At 41.2% G+C, this 17,955-nt stretch carries 8 protein-coding genes; 4 read left to right on the top strand and 4 right to left on the bottom strand.

Going from position 1 to position 17,955, the window contains the following annotated elements; genetic code table 11:
• Positions 1–27 precede the first annotated feature (27 nt).
• Positions 28–435, bottom strand: coding sequence for a DUF4174 domain-containing protein (locus tag AAA970_RS16540; protein WP_338237998.1), 408 nt, complete (start codon positions 433–435; stop codon positions 28–30).
• A gap of 627 nt (positions 436–1,062) precedes the next feature.
• On the opposite strand from AAA970_RS16540, the gene AAA970_RS16535 reads away from it, so the two are divergent.
• Together AAA970_RS16535 and AAA970_RS16530 are read left to right on the top strand one after the other, a co-directional pair.
• Positions 1,063–4,497 (top strand): hypothetical protein, encoded by a 3,435-nt coding sequence (locus tag AAA970_RS16535; protein WP_338237997.1) that lies wholly within the window; start codon positions 1,063–1,065, stop codon positions 4,495–4,497.
• 15 nt (positions 4,498–4,512) lie between these two features.
• Complete coding sequence (locus AAA970_RS16530) at positions 4,513–4,773, top strand: PID-CTERM protein-sorting domain-containing protein (protein ID WP_338237996.1); 261 nt, start codon at positions 4,513–4,515, stop codon at positions 4,771–4,773.
• Between the two features lie 412 nt (positions 4,774–5,185).
• Here AAA970_RS16530 and AAA970_RS16525 read toward each other — a convergent pair whose 3' ends face one another.
• Positions 5,186–7,468 (bottom strand): family 20 glycosylhydrolase, encoded by a 2,283-nt coding sequence (locus AAA970_RS16525; RefSeq protein WP_338237995.1) that lies wholly within the window; start codon positions 7,466–7,468, stop codon positions 5,186–5,188.
• 219 nt (positions 7,469–7,687) lie between these two features.
• Here AAA970_RS16525 and AAA970_RS16520 point away from each other — a divergent pair, with 219 nt between their 5' ends.
• On the top strand, positions 7,688–10,588 hold the full coding sequence (locus AAA970_RS16520; RefSeq protein ID WP_338237994.1) for a triple tyrosine motif-containing protein: 2,901 nt from the start codon (positions 7,688–7,690) through the stop codon (positions 10,586–10,588).
• A gap of 490 nt (positions 10,589–11,078) precedes the next feature.
• On the opposite strand, the gene AAA970_RS16515 is transcribed toward AAA970_RS16520, so the two are convergent.
• Both AAA970_RS16515 and AAA970_RS16510 read right to left on the bottom strand, forming a co-directional pair.
• Positions 11,079–12,236, bottom strand: a complete 1,158-nt coding sequence (locus AAA970_RS16515; RefSeq protein WP_338237993.1) for an acetyltransferase domain-containing protein — start codon at positions 12,234–12,236, stop codon at positions 11,079–11,081.
• Between the two features lie 518 nt (positions 12,237–12,754).
• Entirely contained in the window at positions 12,755–15,268 is a 2,514-nt protein-coding gene (locus tag AAA970_RS16510) for a glycoside hydrolase family 2 TIM barrel-domain containing protein (RefSeq protein ID WP_338237992.1), read from the bottom strand.
• A gap of 1,037 nt (positions 15,269–16,305) precedes the next feature.
• Between AAA970_RS16510 and AAA970_RS16505 the strand changes: the two genes are divergently transcribed.
• Positions 16,306–17,844: an arylsulfatase gene (locus AAA970_RS16505; protein WP_338237991.1), complete on the top strand. Its 1,539-nt coding sequence runs from the start codon at positions 16,306–16,308 to the stop codon at positions 17,842–17,844.
• The last annotated feature ends 111 nt before the right edge of the window (positions 17,845–17,955 follow it).

The following is a 17,955-nucleotide window of genomic DNA, read 5'->3' as shown; positions in this document are numbered from 1 at the left end:
AAGAAAGGATCCGAATGGATCCTTTTTTTATTCCTTAATGTCTTCATCCAACATGGCAAACATGGATTCGGGATGAAATATATGAGTAGCTTTTAACCTGACCGTTCCATCATGATCGAGCAGGTAAGTTCTATAACTGTTCTTTGGAAGCTTGAAATGGGCGTGCAATTTTTCAACACTTTCGGTTAGTTGTAAATCGGCATTCCAGGCCTTTACCTGATCGCCTTCCACCACAAAAACGATGACATCGCGATCTTTAAGTTCCTGCTTTTCGTCGTCAAATCTTTTCAATTGCGCTTCTGCATAATCTGTTTTATTTCCGGGAAAAATTAAAACGATATGATGTTCCTTTTGAAGAGCGCTTAAATCCTGTGCCTTAAGGCTGCTTCCGAAAAAAGGAGCAATTGCCAAAATGAAGATTACTAAAGGTTTCATATTCAGGTGTTTTGACTGGTAATATTTACGTAAAAATGCGTGAATTGTTCTGGTGGGCAATTTTAATGGATTTTGTGTTTTTAAACAAAGTATTTGACACTTTTTGATTTTTTATATCAATTTTCTTTGATTAAGAAAGCTGTTTTTGCCCGGTATTCCTCGTTTTTATGGATTTTAGTCTTTGGGTAAAGGATTGAAGGTCTTTAGTTTCGCGGTTTTAGTCTTTGCAAAAAAGATGATTTTTCGTCAAAAACATACATAGAGGTCAAAGAAATGCTTTAGGTGTACCTTTATCAAGGAGATATTGAATTTAAATTGTGGGTTTATAACGACAATCCAGTTTTTAATTAACCATATCAATAATTAATTATATTTTTTTTATGTGGTTTTGGTCGATAGATTTTTCCGCAAGGAGTAAAGATTTTTCCTATATCATTTTGGCTGATTTTAAAAGTGGCGTCTAAAAGGCTTGGACTTAATGGGTTGCGTTTTTAAAAGACCACGCCAGTATCTAGTCACCTGATCCGTTTTTTTTAATTTTTGCGAGGAAGGCAATGCCGGTGAATAGCTCTGATTTTTTCATGTCATCATTTTAATGCTCTTTTAATAAGAATATAATCCAGGCTTATGACGAAACGCTATACTAAAACCATACTCTTTGCCCTAGTTTTTGTATTTCAAACTGTTGGCTTCCTGCAAGCAAGAAACTATGTGTATGATGGACTGGAGTGGCACCGCCTTCGAAATAATGGCAGTTGGAGGACTTTGAGTCCGCAGCCAAGCGAGGGAAGCTTCTTTGAGGGGCATGATGTTTATTTTGCTTTTTCCGAAGCAACAATGGTAGGAAATATGGGCTTAAATGGGCCATTACTTTGCCAGAACCTCCATATTAATTACTATGAGCTAAACGGACCTTTTACTTTCACTGATGAGTTTAACGCCTACACCACAGCCGAAGTGTATACGTATGGCAACCAGACCCTTCACCATCAGGGATACCTCTCTACGGAAATGCTGAATTCCAGCTTTACCATCATTAATAGTGGTACCATTCAGATAAGATCTGCGGAAGAGCTTCCCGAATGTTCGACTTCCTTTTGGCCGGCTTTATGTGAAATTATTGCGGAAACTTTCTATCCCGTTATTGAAAATGAGGCCCCTTATGGAAAGGTAATAGATGAAAGTGGAAACCTTATTGATGATAAAACCAATATTGTACAGGAGGAAAACTATGTCCCTAGCCGCCTATATTCCTGGTGGGGTTTTAAGGAAAATAGTGTCAAAACGCTTGAGGGTTCAAAGAATTCCTGGTATGAATACTTAATTTCTTCCTCTAGTGGTACACGAGTGGATTCCCTTTCGGGTGTCTTGCCGGAGGATAATGCCCAGGTGGTTTTTAATGAAGGATTTTCATTTGATGAATTGCCTGCCGCTGATTTAGCCAATTTTAGCCCAACCTGGAGATGTATGGAAATTGCCCAGGCGAAAAAGACTGTGATCGCAGGGAATTGGGCCATTAAGCTGGCTCCTGCCGCTGGTCAGGCGGACCCTTGTTTGATTATCCCCAATGGGAGCACATTAGAAATTCTGAATTCCGGGAATTTGGTGATCGAAGAGGGAGGAATCCAATCCACTTCATTAGTAGATTTGTCTTTGCCAGAGGAGCAATTGCCCTCGGTAATTTATCATCGTAATACTGGCCCTTTGGCTGATGCCAATCGCTATCAATTTTGGACTAGCCCCGTGAATGGCCCATCAGATCCTGATCACCCCTTAGCCGTGACGATGGAAAGGGTGTTTCCTCGCGCTAATCAGGATAGGCTTTACAAATTCGATAATCAGCGGAAGCAATATCAGCGGGTGAGTGGTCAGGAAATCATGCAACCGGGGATTGTTTATTTGGTTCAGCCACCGAAAGATGGAGATTATTCTTCCGGAGGTAATTTTGACCGCACTTTTAAAGGAGTTTCTTTCAATAATGGGACAATTGATATTCCTGTGACGGCCGGCTGGAATGCAATCGGTAATCCTTATCCCTCTTCCGTAGATGTGCAGGCCTTCTATGCCGAAAATCAAGCCCTGATCGTGCAAGGGACCGGTCTCTATTTTTGGGATAATAAAACCAGCGGGGATGATTTCTCCAATTCCACTTTTGATTATGCGACACTGAGCCCGAATACAGGATTGTGGGTGGCGGCACGCTCCGGCTATCAACCTGCTCAGGGATATATTCCGGCAGCCCAGGGTTTTTATATAAAAGCAGCATCAGATGGGGTAATCCGCTTTACCAATAGCATGAGAGGAGAAAAAGGAAATATGGACTTTTTCCGATTGGGGCAAACTTCCCAATTATGGCTGAATGTCGAGCAGGAGAGTGGACAGTCTAACCAAACAGTTTTGGGTTATGGATTTGAAGATGAAGTGATGAAGTGGCAAGCCAATGCGTCCATTATGCTCGGAACGGAGAAGGAGGGCGAGGTTTTGGCGGTTAACTTAATGAGGGAGCGACCTGTAAATGGTATTCCTCTGAGGCTAGTGATCGGGCAGTCGGGAAATACTACATTTTCTGTGGAGCGCCAGGAGGGGATAGAACGTGTATTTTTAATGGATAAACTTAATGGAAGCTATGCTTTAGTTGATCAGGAAGGCATTACCTTTGATTTACAGGCAGGAGATTATCAGGATCGGTTTTTTATTAGTTTTGAAAAGCCCGTTTATCCCTCGCTATTGGTTGCGGGAGATGATTTCGGAAATAAAGGCGATACTTTAGAAGTTACACTTAGTGGAGACTATTGGACTTCTTTGTCCAATTTGCGGGCAGTGTTGAGTTTTGATCAACAGCAATTGGCCTACCTCAGTGGAACCGTGGGTGAGGAAGCTTCACTGAGTGTTCAGGAAGGTGAAATTGAATGGAATATTGAGGGAGATTTAAGTGATTTCTCACAGGAGAAGGCCAGACTACAATTTGTAATTATTAGTGACCAGTGGGAAAATGCCAATCTTTCCTTTGTCTCTGAAGCCCAAAGAAATGGGGAGGTCATTGCGCTGTATTCGGAATCTCATGAGCTTAAAATTGGTAAAAAGGAAAGGGTGCCGGTGACTTTATTTGATGGAAATGGGCTGACAGCGGGACTGAATTTTGATGTATATCAAAGTGGTGACTTAATTTATCCCGATGGGAATGAGGAATATGTTTTGAATAGGGCTTTTCCTCTTTCGGTGGAGGTGAAGGAGGAAGTAAAACCAATGATCTCCTTTAAGGATATCGCACTTCTACACGCTGCTATCTCGCAAAAGGGTGCAGAGCGACTGCCGTGGGGAGATATTGACCGGAATGGTCAATTGAATAAAGTGGATGAACAATTATTGCAGCGGCATTACCTGGGAGATTTGGAAATTCCTTCAGACTGGATCATTAAGCCGCAGGAGGAATTAGGGACTTTTCAACTAGCATTAAGAGGGGATGTGGATCATAGTTGGAATGCTAATAAGGGGGGATCGGAATTAAATGATTTTCCTTATTCCTTTGAAAAACGAGTCGCTGGAGATACGGCCTATTTCGAATTCCATGCGAAGGAGGGATTGCAGGCTTCCCTATGGCAGATGACCATTCATGAAGCGGACTGGCTGGGGGGCAATCTCAAACCTCAATGGGAAGGTACAAAAGGAGCTGTTTTACTGGATTGGCAAACAGCGGATACGCTTCGATTCAATCTTCGGGCGGGTGCTGCAAATGCGTTGGTTCTGGAAGGAGCATATTTATTGAAAGGAGAAGAGTTTCGATTTCGAAAAGCGATGGTACTGGGTGCTGAGCAAATGCAACATTTCGCATTGAGTCCTAATCCAGCGGAAGATTGGGTGACGCTCCATTTTCCAACCCTACTTGAAAAGCCTGTAGCCTACCAGTGGATTGATCTATCCGGCCAAATATTGAACCAAGGAACACTTATCCCTGGAAAAGAAGATTACGTTTTGCGCCTGCAGGATTTGCCTCAGGGCCTGGTGATATTAAGGTTTTTTTATGCAGGAAAGCTGGAGCAAATTAAAGTGTTAGTGAAGTAATGGAAAGGAGGAAAAATGGATCATTTTATAGAAAATAATTGGTTTATCATTCAGCCTGCCGCACGTAGGCAGGAGGGATTGCAGATGCGGCCTACTCAGAGCGGACGGTCTTCGGGTGCTTTGACAATGACAAACTCTGATTTAGCACCACTGCCGCCTTTTCCCGATGGAACCAATGCCGTTCCCATTGATGGAGGCACCGGGATTTTATTGGCTGCAGGGGCGGTACTGGGATTTAAAAAGTTAAAGGGGAAAATGATTGCTCCATTTAAATAAGAAAATCCTGCTTCATACATTGAAGCAGGATTTGTTTTTGGAACGATGGGAAGGTGTGGAATTGTGAGAAGGCACCCAACTATTATCTCCCTAAAATTTATAACAGAATATTCCCCATTTTTCAGAACTAAAGGATTATCACCTTCTCAGATCATCCTTTTTTTTAACTTGTACCAATTCGGAGGAGTTGGCTATTTCCTCATTTATCTGCTTCCTTGGGAAAAAATCGAAATCGGGAAAATTTTTTTTCATTTTTCCTGCCTAGCTGCTAAACGGAGATTGAAGGGTGAATAATCTGCCTTAAATGATTTTTCAAAAAAAAGTGATGCTGTCAAGGCATCGCCGAAACAACATCACTTTGAAATCACTTGAAAATTGGTTGGTGAAATTTTAATTTCCTGAATTCCCTATTTTAATAGATCATGATCTCATCAGTGAAAATAAACCAACCCTGAGTTTTACTTCTTTTACACTTGGCGCGTATTTTAATATATCGATAATTGGTGTTTTTTTGGCTCGCTATCTTGAATATTTCAGTGCTTATCTGGCCGCTATCGTTTCCACTTTCCTTAATGTCAATGGATCCAATAGTTTGGAAATTAACCTGATCATTAGAGCCTTCCACCACTATTTGGGTGGGGAACGAAATGCCGGAACTATGTTGCTCAATGCACCTTAAATGAACGGCTGATATATTTTGCGCCTTGTCTAAATCAACAATGGCCAGTAGGTCCGTATTTAAAAAACCAAGCCATTCTGCACTGCCCCAGGTTTCACCGCCTACTTTTAAATCCGTTAAACTTTGTGCTCCTTTCGCCTTATAACGGCCATAGGTTTTAGATTTTAAATCCACAGATTTACCCATTGCCAAATTTGTTAAACTTGCTTTTTTCAATTCCGGCCCAACGGCTTTTCCATCAACAAAGGCTTGTGCTGTGATCTCTTTGGCTTGTCCTAATTGAATAAGAGAATCATTGGCGATCGCATTATCAATAGTCGGTGTTGTTCCATCTAAGGTAAAATGAATCGTGGCCGGAAGTTCAGTAGAAAGGCTTGCAGTGGCGGATGCCAGTTCATCATTCCATTCAATTTTAATCTCCGGGATATAGGCGGATTTCGCATAATGAATCCCCAATTGATCGTAACGTTCTAATAGTTTCGGCAATTTATTGCGGAATTGTTCCCAATCTTTTTGCTCCTTTTGGTTCCATCCCGTGGCAGCCAAAGCAGACATTCTGGGAAGGATCATATATTCCGCCAGTGCCTCGGTATCAATGTACTCTGTCCAGAGGTTGGCCTGTACGCCCAATACATTAGCCAATTCCGTTTCGTTTAAACCCTCCGGGATTGGCTCATATTGGTAAACGTCTTTCAAGGTGGTGTGACCTCCCCAGGCTACAGGCTCTAATGGAGTGTCTCCCTGATAGAAATTGAAGTAATATTTATTTTCCGTGGTTAAAATAATGGGATGTCCTTTTTGTATATATTCCTTACTTTCTTTGTCGCTTTTCCAATACATTATAGTGGCTGTCGGGCTTAATTGGCCTTCTAAAATTTCATGCCAACCAATGAGTTTCTTGCCCTTGTTGTGGAGGAATTTTTCGAAATGATTAACGAAATAGGACTGGATTTCATGTTCATTTTTAAGCTTCTCTTTTTGTTTTAAGCGCTGACATTTAGAACATGATTTCCAATATTTTTTATCTACTTCATCGCCACCAATATGTATATATTCACTTGGGAAAATTTCACATACCTCCGCAAGAATATCTTCCAACAGTTGATAACTATCAGGATTTCCGGCGCAATACACATGGGTAGAGGGGTAATGCTTTCCATTTTTATCCAAGCAAGCCAATTCCGGAAAGCATTTCATGACCACTTTAGAGTGACCGGGTAATTCAATTTCCGGAAGAACCGTGATGGCACGCTCGGCCGCGTACTGAATAATCTCTTTGACTTCCTCCTGCGTATAAAAGCCGCCATATTTTGGGCGATCGTCTTCAGGCTTGGCAATTTCAAAATAATCCCAGGGGTTACCTTCTTTTTGTATTCTCCATGCGCCCCAATCGGTTAATTCCGGATGGGATTTGATCTCCATGCGCCAGCCGATGCCATCGACCAAATGCCAGTGAAAGGTATTGATTTTATGTAAAGCCAGGTAATCAATATATTTTTTGATAAAGTCAGTTTTGAAAAAATGTCGGGAGACATCCAAATGCATGCCTCTCCAGTTAAATCTTGGGCTGTCCCAAATTTCCGTCAAAGGAATTGTTGGATCTGCTACTTTGGAATTTTCAATTTCCGAGGGTAACATTTGCCTTAAGGTTTGGACGCCATAAAAAATACCCTCCACTGCCGGGGCAACGATGAGGAGCTTTTCCCGGTCGGATTTTAAATAGTAGCCCTCTCGCCCCAGAGAATCTAAAGAGGGATCAATTTTCAATAAAATTTTTCCGCTGCTGCCCTCCTGAATAGTGGGGCTTCCGATCCACTTTTGGATTTGTGCTGCGGAAAAATGTAAAGATGGATCATTGATGGTGATCGGTGTTTGGGAATGAAGGATTAATCCTCCCTCCGCATGAATAATTTTCATGGGTTCGGGAATGATTCCAGGGGCAGGCATATTTTGCGCTTGTGGTTGGCAGGATCCAAACAGGATCAGACAACAGATCAAAAAAATGGGATATCTCATATGTTTAAAATAGTTCTGAGCGAAATTACCGACAAGATCAATAATTGGGATATTAACTCGCATATAAACGGGATAATTTCTTATAAGATGAAAGGAAATTTCATAAAATAGGCACCGCAATGTTTTTGAAGGTGTACTAAAAAGATTCGGCTTAGAATATTTGGGTAAAAACCTTAAATGATCAGGAAGGCGTTCGCCTTTTTTGTATAATTGTAGTCTATGAGAAAGAGGATATTATTTTTTTATTTTTTATCGATATCATTTTTTATCAAGGCGCAGGATACTCAGTATCAATACTTCCCTGTGGAGGAGGGACTTATCACGCATCAGCTGAAGAGTTTAGTGGAGGATGGACAGGGGATGTTATGGGGAGCCTCAGACCATGGACTTTTTCATTTTAATGGGATCGAGCTCCAATATTTCCCTTCGGCCTTTCCCACCTTACATATTAAATCATTACATAAGCAGGAAAATGGCAATATTTGGGTTGTCCATGATTTAGGATTGGGACAAATACTTTTAAATCATGGGAGGTCTGCTGAATTCCAGTCGTTTTGGCCCGGAAGTTTTCAGTTTTCGGACAGTACGCTGTATTACCCAAAAATGGTTTTCAAGGGTAAAAAAGAACGCTTGTTGGTGGCGGAGGACAGTAATTTTGTTTGGCTGGAGCAGGGAACAATGAAAAGGGTCCCTATGCCGGGGATTGCGCGTAGTCCGAAATTTATCAGGTCCCATTTGATGGCCGAAGATGGCTTTGGACATCAATGGTTTTTCTCCTTTACCGGAGAAATAATGGCGCTGAACGAAAATGGTGATACTTTTGAGAAAGTAGCCTCCCCCGTTCCGCTAAAGGGGATCAGCGAAGTTAAACAAATCGGTTTTAATTATTTTCTTCTGGCTTGTGAAAGCGGTTTAATTAAAATGGAGGTGAGCAGGGATCGTCAAATTAAAAGGGTGAAGCTTTTGGCTCAACTACCTGCAACCAGCTGTTTCGCTATGGTGACTCCGGAGGAATATTTGGCAGGGACCTGGGAGGAAGGATTGTATAAAGTAAATCTTTCTACCGGGGAGGTAGAGGGTATTCCCACCTCTAATAATGCCAAGGATATCATTGCCATTGAAGCCGGAAAAGAAGGCTGGTGGATTGGCAGTTCCGAAGCCTTGGGGCAACTGCGTAAGCGTCCTTTTCAGCAATTTAAGATAGCGGGAAAATCCCATTTGGTAGAAAGTATATATGCGATTGATGAAGAGAATTTAATATTTTCCGAAGGGCAGCGATTGCGGTTGTTGAAACATCGCCAAGGAAAGTGGCAATTGGAACAAACCATTTCTACAGGAAAATTTAGTTGTCGTATTGTGCGCCCATTCCAGTCGGACTGGATCATGGGGACTTATGGTGGACAATTATATCGAATTTCAAATACGGCTCAAGTACAGCCATTAGGGAATAGACGCCCCGATTATGCCATCACGGCCTTACAGGAAGATCAGCAGGGGCAAATGTGGGCAGCGGGCAATCGGAATGCGGGTCTTTTAACGGTGAATGAAGACTGGCAGGTTTTTGAAGACTCGGCTCATGGAATAAATTTCACCAGTGTGATTCGATCTAATTTGGAAGGGGATTTATTTGCTGCCGGTAGCGGAACAGAGGGCCCTTTTTTTAAAAAATTTAATTATAATGAACAACAATGGGAAAATTGGTCCTTAGCCGCTATGGGGCAGTCCATTGAAATTCGGGATATGCTTTTGAGTCCCGAGGCTATTTTTTTGGCTACCTCTGATGGTCTCTGGAAGATTCATCGAGATGTTCAGCAAAAGCTGGAGCGAATGCTGGATTTTGATTTATTAGGAAGCCCTAATGCTCTCGGAATTGCCCGGACTCCCAATGGCTATTTGTGGGTGGCGACAGATCGCGGGCTTTTTTGTTATCAAAATGGTCAATTGGCTTGGTTTGATAAAACGAATGGCTTGCCTTCCAATTCAATTAAGGAGCGTGGCTTAGAGGTGGATTATCAGGGTGATTTATGGGTGGCGACGGATAAATCTTTGGTGTATTGCAATATGATAGACTTCAGACTGAGGACTTCTGCAAAGCCTGAAATCCGCTTAAGTATCGCGGGTAATGCTGAAGCAAGCCCTGATTTGGCGGGATTACCTTTTCGTGCGGATTTAACTTTTAATTTTCAATCTAATACTTTTCCCGCAGCGGGTTTATCTTATCGCTATCGTCTTTTGCCTACGGATTCAAGCTGGTCGAAATGGAGTAAAAACCATGAGCTTTCCTATTTGAATTTTGATCCCGGAGATTATGCATTAGAGGTGCAGTTAATGGAAAAGGGGAAATTTGCTTCGGAAGTAATAGTTACGCCATTTCATATAAAAACCCCATGGTATGCCACTTCTATTTTCCGAATATTGATGCTTATTTTCATAATTTTATTATTGTGGATGGGCTTCAAAATTTATGCAAACAGATTAAAAAAGAGGGCAGTGGAATTACAGAAGATGGTGAATGACAGAACGCGGGAACTTCAGCAAAGCACAGCTCTTCAGGTAGAACAGAAAAATCAAATTATCCAACAACAGGAAGAGATGATGAGTCAGCAAGAGCAGATTCATCAAACAGAAAAAGCGTTGTCGGAAGCAGAAGTGAAAAATGCCCGAATGAAGGCGACTCAATTGGAGGGAGAACTGCAAAGGCGAAACCGCCAGATGACTTCTCATACCCTGAATCTGGTACAAAAAAATGCCTTTCTTGAGAGCTTAAAAAAGGAAATTTCCGGCATTGAGGCCATTTCTCCTCAGGTGCAAAAGCAACTCAAAAGGCTGAATACACTCATTGATCAGTCCTATGCCACTGATCAGGATTGGGAGGAATTTCAATTTTATTTTGAAGGATTGCATGCTAATTTTTATTCCAAGCTCAAACTGAATCATCCGGATCTTTCCTCACAGGATTTGAAACACTGCGCACTGATTCGATTGAATCTTTCTCTGGCAGAATGTGCTTCTTTATTAGGGATTTCAGCGGATTCCGTTAAGACTTCAAGGTATAGGCTAAAGAAAAAATTAGGATTAACAATTAAGGAAAATCTTCAGGAGTTTATATTGACTATTTGATTTATTTTATTCAATACAAGGCCAGATCTTAAATTATCATGAGCTGTATTCTACTGGCTTAATCCGAATTATTCACCGCTAGATTTAGCGGTTTGCCGTAAACAACTTATTATCAATTCATTATTCTCCTGCTGACTGATTTTTTCATAGCCCAAATTTGGTCAAGCTTGCTTTCTCCTCATTCATCTGCTTCGTTGGAAAAAACTCGGAATAGTAAACTATTCCTTCATTTTTCCCGCCATGCAGCTAAAGGAGGATTAAAGCAGGAATAATCCGGGTTAAAATTACGTTTAGTCGGAAGGAAGAAGGAGTCGTCGCCGTTTATGAGTTTTCCCTCCTAAGCTGTTCAAAAAGGGGCAAGCTAGTTTGCTTAAGTTTGGGTGATTAATAATCAAAGAGCAATTCCCGTAATTAGGATGAGCTTGAATGGCATGACCAGCGGAAATGAATTTGGAAATGAATGATTTGCGTTCAATATTATTGTTCCGCCTCACCAATAGGACAGCCATTTTTTATCAGGATAATTTTTCTTGTATTGGTGAAATTTCCGGCAGATAGGGTATAGGGCCAATACGACTATAAATGTTACTAAATAGACGGCAAAAAGGGAGTAGCCGTAGCCTTCCAGCGCTTTATTATCATTCACCCAGCTACTGAGAATCATGCTCTTCCATCCAAAACCGGATAAGCTAGCGGCGATTAATGCCAGTAAATGTATGAAGTATAGGTGCAAAACGTAAAATAAAAAGGGGACTTTGCCGAAGGTTTCAAATATGGGAAAACTTCGGTTTTCGAATAAGGCAAGTAGGATAAAAATCATGCCTAAGGTCACGAGCAGGTAGGAGAGAGATGGGGGATATTTTTCAAGGTTTAGAAAATCCATCATACTTACTTTTAGGCTTTCATGCCACTTCCAATGTTGAACATTGCCATAGCCATTAAGACCTCGAATAACCAAAAAGCCCAGTAAAGCGCCTGTTCCCATTCGGTAGAGAATGATTTTTCTTTTGGCTGGAGGGAAGTCAGCTTTGTAAAATGTTCCTATACAATAACCCAGACTCATCACGGCAAACCATGGGATGATAGGGTATCCTACCAATATTTTATCTCCCCCTGGGAGTGTTTGAAAGAATTTGTGGTGCCAGAGGGCTGCCCCTAGATGAGTCGGTTCTGGTAGTCCATCTAAAATGTTATGAAAAATGAGGGTCCCCAGGGAAAGGAACCACATGATTTTGACGGGAAGGTGAATTAATCCTGCCATTATGATCATGCTGATGCCTAGCACCCATATGACCAGAAAGGCCCAATAGGAAAACGTCGGATTGAAAAACCAGGCAAAATTCACGAGGGTAAATTCAATGAATATTAACCAAATACCTCTTTTAAGTAGGAATACTGAGCTGTGGTATTTTCCTTTTTTCTGCTGGCTTAAAAATATACTTATTCCCGCCAACAGGCTAAATGCCGGTGCACATAAGTGTGTGAGCCAGCGGGTGAAAAAGGTAGCCAGGTTGCTTAGGGTAGGGTCTGTGGGGCTATGAAGAAAGGCTTGATAATGGAAAAAATCGCGGCTATGGTCCAAGGCCATTAAAATTATGACAATCCCCTTGAGGAGGTCTAAACTTTTGATTCTTCTGGTTTGTTTCACACCGAGCCAACTAAACTTTTGGCACTTTTGTTAAAGTTATTATATTTTATTTAACATAATGCAAAAAGACTTAATCTATTTCTCCTTATCAGGCGAGGGTTATAATAACAAACTATCCGAAATAAGATTTATCAATAAGAATGAGTTATTTATTCTTATTTAATTAAAGTTTATTTGTACAATATATTTGATAAAAAAATCTGTTTTATAGTTTTAACGCATTTTTTTTTACCCGTATTAAAAAACCAAAACTCGTGGTGAAAATTAAAAATATTGAAAAAGCGATACCCGATTTTTTTGAGAGAATAGCATTGCTATTGTTGATACATAATCCAAAATCGCTTCCAATAATTCAAATTTGCAGCCGCATGGTGTGCTTTTAAACACGTTTTAAGCCGGGTTATTCATGCTAAAATCCTCATTCATCTGCTTCCTTGGAAAAAATTCGAAATAGGAAACTATTCCTTCATTTTTCCCGCCTTGCCGCTAAAAGAGGATTGAAGGTTGAATAATCTGACTTAATTCAGGTAAATGTGCTTCTCTATGGGTTCAAGTCCTTCGCCATTTATATTGATTTTTACCTTCCCGGCCTTTCCCTGTGACTGAATTATGGCTAAAGCTTTACCCTGGTGTGTTTCTATTTGGTGATTTTGGTAAGCTTGAACGTTTGTCGGGCTGCCATTGTCAACGCCTAATAATTTTGCGGGGCCTTCAATCTCAAATTGAATATAGGCTTCGCTATGTTTTACCGGTAGGCCCTCCTGATCCATCAATTGTACTTCAAGGTGCGCTACCGCATAAGGATCTTTGGTGATTTCTCCTTCGACCATGTTGAGCTTCATTTTGGATGGTTGTTTGGCGGTTTCAATAATAGTCGAAATGTTGGGCGCATTCACCGCTCTGGCCTCCAGCTTTCCTGCCTGAAAAGGTACCATCCATTTTAAAATATGGTCGTTTACATCGCTTAATTTTTGAATGCCCAAAGATTTTTCATTTAAGAATAATTCAATGGCTGTTTGATTAGTATACACCTCCACCGCGATTAATGCTCCTTTCTCATAATTCCAGTGCTCATTCACTTCCTGCCATCCCCACTTTTGTCTTATCGCCCAATTCTCTTCCTTTTCCATTATTTGATTACCTGCTAATCGATAGGGAGATTTTTCTGCAGTCTGAGTGGTTATATACAGATGTGGCTCCTCGCTCCAAATACTTTTGAACATATGATAGGAAGGATTTTCAAAACCTGCGAAATCCAATAAGCCACTGCCGGAGCCTTTCTTGGGCCAGGAGCGGGATTCCCCCATATAGTTGATGCCGGTCCATAAGAAAATTCCGGTCATGGCGGGATGCTCCTCAATGGCTTTCCATTCGTGGTAACGGGTCCAGTTTTCTGTGCCCAAGAATGTCATTTCCGGATAGTTGCGGCTCATATACCCGTATACCGCTTGTCGGTAACTTAGCCCTACCACATCTAAAGCTTCGGAATACCCACTAAAATTACTTACTGTAGGCATTACCAAATTCGCGGTCACCGGTCGGTTTTTATCCATCTCTTTGGTCCATCTGGAAAGTCGCTGTGCAGTGGTAGTTAATGCGGGATTATCCTTTTTTGATTGTGCGAAAATGTCCTGCATTTCTTCTTTGTTTAGACGCGGTTCATCCCAGTAATAATTGATATTGCCGGTTTTATGCTTTCCCCAATAGCCCGTTGCATTTCCATAAGAAGGGTAGGTCCATTCGATTTCATTGCCAATACTCCACATGACAATGGAAGGATGATTACGATCCCTTTTCATTACTGCTTTCAGATCTCTTTCTCCCCATTCACGGAAGTACCGGGTATAGCCTATGGTGAGAGAATCCGATTGTTGCTGGTTGTAATTATGTCTTTTGTCTTTAGGGTTATCCCACTCGTCAAAAAATTCATGTTGGACTATAAAGCCCATTTGGTCGCAAAGGTCCAGGAATTCCGCTGATGGGGGATTGTGAGCCGTACGAATCGCATTTACTCCCGCGTTTTTTAGTTTTTTTAGTCGTCGTTTCCAAACGCCTTTTGGCACGGCAGCCCCGACTAATCCGCCATCATGGTGTAGGCAGACTCCCTTGATCATCCGGTCTTGCCCGTTTAAAAAGAATCCCTGATTTTTGGTAAACTCAAATGTTCGAATGCCAAAGGGAGTAGTATATTGATCAACCTCTTGTCCCTGAATTTCAATTTTAGTGATCAGCTGGTACATTTTTGGTTGGCTAATATCCCAAAGTACGGCTTGCTCAATATCCATTTTTAAAGCATGTGAACGTGTAAACTGCTCCTTAAGTTTGAGCTTCTCTTCCTTTTGAGTGATTTTTTTTCCGTCAAACCAGACTTCATTGATGAGCTTGATATTTTCTTTTTCAGCGGATAAGTTGACCAATTCCAGGGCGATGTTGATTTCTGCCCGCTCTTCCTCAATGGATAGCGTCTCTACAAATGTGCCATGAATCGGAATATGAAGGTCATGGGTGGTCACTAATTTCACATTTCGATAAATGCCTGATCCGGGATACCAACGACTGTCAATAAAAGCACTACGGTCCGCTTTTACCGCAATGATATTTTCTTCTCCCCATTTTAAATGAGGGGTCAGTTCATATTCGAAATTTACATATCCATAGGGTCGTTTACCTAAATAATGCCCATTAATCCAGACCTCGGCATTGTTGTACACCCCATCGAAGCAAATGAATACGTGTTTGCCCTGATCGGTTTTAGGTACCCTAAAATTTTTTCGGTACCATCCGATTCCTCCCGGTAAAAATCCGGTGGCGCCTGCCGCATTTTTTTGGGTAAAAGGGAATTGAATGCTCCAGTCATGGGGAAGCCGGAGCTGTTCCCAGTTTGTGTCATTAAAAGTCATTTGATAGGCTTCTCCGACATCTCCCCAATGGAATTTCCAGTTGAAATTAAAATCCTCCACTTTTCGACTTTCTGGTGTGCTTTGGCAAGCCAAATTTCCTATAATCAATAATAAAAAATATATCGGTCTCATAAAAAATAAATTCATATTCGAAATCTAAGGGATAGAAAATAAAGGAGGGGGGAAGTGTTTCCTTCCTTTTAGGGGTTGAAAAAATATTCGGGAAATTTCTGTTTATAAATATTTTCAGCGATCCCTTAAAAAAATTAGCCAACTACCCATTTGAATATTGGGGTGGATTCCATTGAAGCTGGCCAAAAGCGGATGGCCATTATTTATTAGAAAAATTATTGATGGCTATTTTTTAATGATATCTCGAATTATTCTTACTTAAGCCAGATTATTCCTGCTTAAATCATCGTTTAGCTGCAAGGCGGAGAAAACAAAGGATAATTTAATATTTAAAATTACCCTCCATGATGCAGAGAAAGGAGGCGAAAGTAAGCCTAGCCTAATTGGGGCTATAAAAAACAAGTAAAATATCCATAAGGTATTGAAAGCAATTTCCTCAGCGCGATATCCTAAATTTATCAGTGAATAATTGAGGTTGGGTAAATGTTTGGGCAATGCTGAAACCTAGTCCATGACGAGATTTCTTGGTAGATATCTGATCACCATGGGTTGGTCAGTGGCTCAGAGTATGTTTATAAAGGGCTCCATCTGGCTGCTAATTCGAATTTGTGGGAGGGATTTTGGATAAATTCCCAACAATAGCGATGCTATTTTCTCAAAATGATCCTTTATCGCTTCCGCAATAATCAAATTTTCGCTGCGAATTTTGGCTTTTAAACTTGCTCTTAATGTCTCTTGAAGTGTTTTTAAGCAGAGAGGAATTTTGACTAGCTAACCAATGCGGGTATTCTAAGACTTTTCCGGAAATGTTTTTCCATTAGCTCTTTCGGGGAATGTAGAGGTCTGTTTTCTCCTTGAAAATAAATCACTGTAAACTAAGGGGTTAATGTAACTTTAGTGCCCGATTTCTGTTTTTTTAATTATTGGAAATATTTAATTTGAATAACAACTTGATCAGTTACATTTTTTATTCATTAAGAATTGAATGCTCACCCTTTTAAAGGCGTAGCCTACATTAAAAACTAAATGCCTACCTTATGAAAATTAAAAATTTATTTGTTTTAATGCTGACCTTACTGGTAATACCGGCGATGGCACAGAAAAAATCTAAAAAGCCCAATATTTTGGTGATTTGGGGTGATGATATTGGTCAGTCCAATATTTCAGCCTATACGATGGGTTTAATGGGCTATCAAACCCCTAATATAGATCGCATTGCCAAAGAGGGAATTATCTTTACGGATTATTATGGGGAACAATCCTGTACGGCGGGTAGATCCAGTTTTATCACCGGTCAGAGTGTTTTTCGGACAGGATTAAGTAAGGTGGGCATGCCGGGGGCAGACCTGGGCCTGCAAAAAGAAGATCCCACCATTGCGGAGATTTTGAAACCAATGGGTTATGCCACCGGGCAGTTTGGTAAAAACCATTTAGGCGATAAGGATGAATACCTCCCCACTGCGCATGGTTTTGATGAATTTTTAGGAAACCTTTATCACTTAAATGCGGAGGAAGAGCCGGAGCTACCGGATTATCCCAAAAATCCGGAATTTAGAAAGCGTTATGGGCCTAGAGGTGTAATCAAATCCAGTGCTGATGGCAATATTCAGGATACGGGACCATTGACCAAAAAACGAATGGAAACCATTGATGATGAAACTATTGCTGCGGCGAAAGATTTCATCAGCCGGAAAAGTAAAAGCGGCGAGCCGTTTTTTTGCTGGTGGAATGGTACGCGGATGCACTTTAGAACCCATGTTAAGGCAGAAAATCGAGGTATTTCCGGTCAGGCTGAATACGGTGATGGTATGGTGGAACATGATCGACATGTTGGCGAATTATTAGACTTACTGGATGAATTGGGGATCGCCGACAACACGATCGTATTATATTCTACTGATAATGGCCCACATATGAATTCTTGGCCAGATGCCGCGATGACGCCATTCCGTGGTGAGAAAAACACTAATTGGGAAGGTGGCTGGCGCGTGCCGGCGATGGTGCGTTGGCCGGGGAAATTTAAGCCGGGAACGATAAGTAATGAAATCATGCATCATATGGACTGGATGCCCACCTTTGCGGCTATTGCCGGCGATGATGCGGTAAAAGATAAATTGCTGAAAGGTATGAAAGCCGGAGATATGACCTATAAGGTGCATTTGGATGGCTATAACTTTTTGCCTTATCTCATGGGAGAGCAAGCAAAAGGGCCGCGAAAGGAAATTTTCTATTTCTCGGATGATGGCGATTTGACAGCGCTTCGTTATAATGACTGGAAAGCCATATTCATGGAACAACGGATGGAAGGGACCTTAAAAGTGTGGGCGGAACCCTTCGTACCCCTTCGGATCCCTCTTTTATATAATTTAAGGCAGGATCCATACGAAAGGGCCACTATTACTTCTAATACTTATTGGGATTGGTATTTGGATCATGTCTTTTTGATGGTTCCTGCCCAGGGCTATGTTGCAGAATTTTTAGAAACCTTTAAAGAATATCCTCCCCGACAAAAAGCCGCTTCCTTTACCATTGACCAGGTAATGGAAATGATGACGAAAGGATCTCAGAGTAGATAATTTTGTTGGGGAGTAAAATTACGCCCTTTCAAAAGCAGGAATAATTGTGATCTTGAAAGGGCGTATTTAAATAATAATTCTCAGAGCGTGTTTAAAAGCCAAAATTCGAAA

Source organism: Persicobacter diffluens (genome assembly GCF_036244895.1).
In the GTDB taxonomy this organism is placed as follows: domain Bacteria; phylum Bacteroidota; class Bacteroidia; order Cytophagales; family Cyclobacteriaceae; genus Persicobacter; species Persicobacter diffluens.
This window is presented reverse-complemented; position numbering and strand designations above follow the sequence as displayed.

Excerpts from the sequence above, each read along its gene's own strand:
- AAA970_RS16535 (WP_338237997.1), top strand. The coding sequence starts at position 1,063 with ATGACGAAACGCTATACTAAAACCATACTCTTTGCCCTAGTTTTTGTA.
- AAA970_RS16530 (WP_338237996.1), top strand. The coding sequence starts at position 4,513 with ATGGATCATTTTATAGAAAATAATTGGTTTATCATTCAGCCTGCCGCA.
- AAA970_RS16510 (WP_338237992.1), bottom strand. The coding sequence starts at position 15,268 with ATGAGACCGATATATTTTTTATTATTGATTATAGGAAATTTGGCTTGC.
- AAA970_RS16520 (WP_338237994.1), top strand. The coding sequence starts at position 7,688 with ATGAGAAAGAGGATATTATTTTTTTATTTTTTATCGATATCATTTTTT.
- AAA970_RS16540 (WP_338237998.1), bottom strand. The coding sequence starts at position 435 with ATGAAACCTTTAGTAATCTTCATTTTGGCAATTGCTCCTTTTTTCGGA.
- AAA970_RS16525 (WP_338237995.1), bottom strand. The coding sequence starts at position 7,468 with ATGAGATATCCCATTTTTTTGATCTGTTGTCTGATCCTGTTTGGATCC.
- AAA970_RS16505 (WP_338237991.1), top strand. The coding sequence starts at position 16,306 with ATGAAAATTAAAAATTTATTTGTTTTAATGCTGACCTTACTGGTAATA.